At 43.5% G+C, this 2,962-nt stretch carries 5 protein-coding genes; 3 read left to right on the top strand and 2 right to left on the bottom strand.

Features of this window, described 5'->3' with window-relative positions; genetic code table 11:
- Positions 1 to 212: hypothetical protein (locus VIP81_RS24710; RefSeq protein WP_331967624.1), on the bottom strand; the 212-nt coding region annotated here is incomplete at its 3' end.
- Positions 213 to 300: 88 nt separating this feature from the next.
- Positions 301 to 1,182: an AraC family transcriptional regulator gene (locus VIP81_RS24705; RefSeq protein WP_331967622.1), complete on the bottom strand. Its 882-nt coding sequence runs from the start codon at positions 1,180 to 1,182 to the stop codon at positions 301 to 303.
- Between the two features lie 427 nt (positions 1,183 to 1,609).
- Between VIP81_RS24705 and VIP81_RS24700 the strand changes: the two genes are divergently transcribed.
- From VIP81_RS24700 to VIP81_RS24690, 3 genes are all read left to right on the top strand, one after another.
- Entirely contained in the window at positions 1,610 to 1,960 is a 351-nt protein-coding gene (locus VIP81_RS24700) for a hypothetical protein (RefSeq protein ID WP_331967618.1), read from the top strand.
- 3 nt (positions 1,961 to 1,963) lie between these two features.
- Positions 1,964 to 2,338 carry a hypothetical protein gene (locus VIP81_RS24695; protein ID WP_331967616.1) on the top strand — a complete coding sequence of 125 codons (375 nt, stop codon included), beginning with the start codon at positions 1,964 to 1,966 and terminating at the stop codon, positions 2,336 to 2,338.
- 156 nt (positions 2,339 to 2,494) lie between these two features.
- The coding region (locus VIP81_RS24690) for a sugar-binding domain-containing protein (RefSeq protein WP_331967614.1) at positions 2,495 to 2,962 on the top strand (468 nt) is incomplete at its 3' end.

Genomic DNA, 2,962 nt, shown 5'->3' with positions numbered 1-2,962 from the left:
GTGACACCCAGGGCTTCTTCCCGGAAAAGCACGCTAAATCCACCGTTTTGTTTTACCCCACCATGGCAGCTTATACAATGCTTGTTCAGCACCGGTTTTACTTCGGTGCTGAAGTCTACTTTTTTGTTCGAATGACAGGCGGCAAACATAATGCCTGCGCCGGCAGAAAGTGTGAGGGCCACTGTTACCCTCAACGTGGAGAAATAATGCATTAGCAATTGATTGACACACTGTAAAAATAGGCTGCAGTCTACAAAATGCTGCTAGATGATCTGCTGATTATGATGGATTATATTACGATCAGACTTTCTTTTCCCGGTACTGGTTGGGCGAAACGCCCATCACCTTGGTAAACATCCGGGAGAAGTAGTAAGGATCTTCCATTCCCAATTGCATGGCCACTTCTTTAATGCGTAATGGTGTGAAAAGCAGGTACTGGCAAGCCTTCTGTACTTTCAGGTGGTTGAAATATTCTATAGGCGGGAAGCCGGTATTGGTTTTAAAAATAAATGAAAAGTGCGACTGCGAAAGGTTTGCGGCCTTCGCCATTTGCTGCAGTGTCAACATCTTATCGAGGTGTTTATTCATGTAATCGATCACCTGATCTACCGCATCATGTTGCTGGCTTGCTTTTCCGGGTTTGGATATGCCGGGATAAATGCAGGACGACAAAAAAGACCAGAAATTCATATTGGAATAAACCAGGTTTTCCTGGCGGTAACCCCGCTGCAGTTGCTGATAGATACTTTCAAACTGATCTATTCTTTCTGTGGTATGAGGCAGAAATATTTTATAGCCATTCCATTCCCTGATCGCGGTATCTGCGATGGCAGTAGCACTGCTACCCAGAAAATGGACCCAGTAAATAGTCCATGGATCGTCGGCATCTGCGCTGTATTCATGCGCCCATTTGCGTGGCAACAGGAAGCAATCGCCGGCCTGTATAACAAAAGTTTCTTTTTTGATGGTGATACTTCCCTTGCCTTCTATGCAATAAATCAGGATATGCTGATCCGCGCCCTGCGCCCGTTTCCGGTGATGGAACAGGGCCTTGGGATAATAGCCGATGTCGGTAATGTACAAAGGGGCCAGCACCGGTTCTTTCGCACAGTTCTGACTCAGGATATTGCGGGGGATCACTATCATACGCTGGCCCTGAAAGCCGTCTTTCTTCCTGATCATAACGTCGTTGGTTTTATCTCAAAGTAAGAAAATCCATTTATTTTTGGTTCCCCGGCATTATCGCGCGTTTTCCCATAACAGGCGACCCTAAATTCCAGTTTTTTTCCGGATGGAATGTAAAGCTTATTAGCATTGTTATAAACGATATTACCCTGAAGCGGCTTCCGGAGTCCTCAGGCGTTATCTCAAAGTAAGAAAATCCATTTCTGCTGTAAGGCGGTTCGGGACCATTTTATCTTGTGGGCTTGCCCGCAAACTAACAGGCAGCAGCAACAAGGCTTTTACGTTCATTGTTCAATCATGTGTATGGTAATATATTAAGGGCGCATGAGATAAGCAAGTATATTCTTTTTATTGTGAACTTTCAGAATGTTTTGAAAATACAATAAATTTAAATAGCTTTGTGACAGCAAGCAAATAAACAGTTATGAATACCATTGCTTACCTGATTTATTTCGTTCTCACCTACCTGATCACTGTCAAAGTGGGATGGCTGTTTTACCGCAGCGGTAGGGTATTTATACCGGGCCTGTTGCAAGGAAATACTACACTGGCAGATGCGATTAATAACATTTTGCTGGTAGGATACTACCTGGTCAATATCGGCTATGCCACGGTCATGATCAGCACCTGGCAGACCATTCATAGCTGGACAGAAATGATATCGGTGATCATTACTATGACAGGCCTGATCCTGTTGTCTCTCGGCCTCCTGCATTGCTTTAACATACTTACTATTTATTTTATCAGCAAGCGAAATATTTATCTTAAATCATAGTATATGCAACCCTCCCTTAATTTCATGGCCTACATGATCTATCTGCCTGTTGTTATTAGTGTTACCTGGTTAGTGGCGCGCACCCTGTTCAAAAACAGTAAAGTATTTATGCTGGATATTTTTCACGGCAAAACAGAATTGGCTACAGCGACCAATACACTCTTTGAAACAGGCTTTTATTTACTCAATCTCGGTTTTGCTTTTCTGATCATGGAAATAGCCCGGACTGTTGAAACCGCGGGCTCCCTGATGGAAATATTGAGCGTTAAAATAGGTGGATTTTTCATCTACCTGGGCATCATGCTGTTCTTCAATCTGTACCTGTTTTTCAGGGGTAGAAGTATTTCAAAAGAGAAAAGAAGTATGGTATCATTATAACCGGCCTTTCATAATTTGTTAACCCCGGGCGCCGGAAAGCCATGCTTTCCGGCGTGTCCCTTTCACTCATACCCAATATTCCGCACTCATCAAATTTATCCGTCTCTTTAAAAAAATAATCCTTTCTTTAGACGTTACTGAACTTTTAACTGAACAATGAAAAAAAGACTACTACTGGTAGCGTTCACCGCTGTATGCATACAGGGGTGGGCCCAACAGTTACCCACAGAACTACAAACGCCCGAAGTGGTATCGGTTAACCGAATGCCGATGCGGGCAACGGCATTTGCCTTTGAAAACGCTACCCTGGCGCAACAACGGGAAAAAGAACAATCCGCTTTTTTCCTGTCTCTCAATGGTCAATGGAAATTCAATTGGGTACAGGATCCGCGTAAACGACCGGTAGATTTCTATAAAGTAGATTTTAATGACGCCGCCTGGGATAATTTTAAAGTACCGGCTAACTGGGAAGTGAATGGATATGGACTGCCTATTTATGTTAATCAGCCTTATGAATTTGCCGGCCGTACTAAAACCGGTGAAGACCTGAATGCCCCTTTTGATATTCCGGAAGATAATAACCCTGTAGGCTCTTACCGCAAAAAAATCAACATCCCGCAGCAA

Source organism: Chitinophaga sp. (genome assembly GCF_036566945.1).
GTDB lineage: Bacteria > Bacteroidota > Bacteroidia > Chitinophagales > Chitinophagaceae > Chitinophaga.
Note: the sequence above shows the minus strand (reverse complement) of the source record. Positions and strands in the feature narration are given on the sequence as shown.

Excerpts from the sequence above, each read along its gene's own strand:
- VIP81_RS24705 (WP_331967622.1), bottom strand. The coding sequence starts at position 1,182 with ATGATCAGGAAGAAAGACGGCTTTCAGGGCCAGCGTATGATAGTGATC.
- VIP81_RS24700 (WP_331967618.1), top strand. The coding sequence starts at position 1,610 with ATGAATACCATTGCTTACCTGATTTATTTCGTTCTCACCTACCTGATC.
- VIP81_RS24695 (WP_331967616.1), top strand. The coding sequence starts at position 1,964 with ATGCAACCCTCCCTTAATTTCATGGCCTACATGATCTATCTGCCTGTT.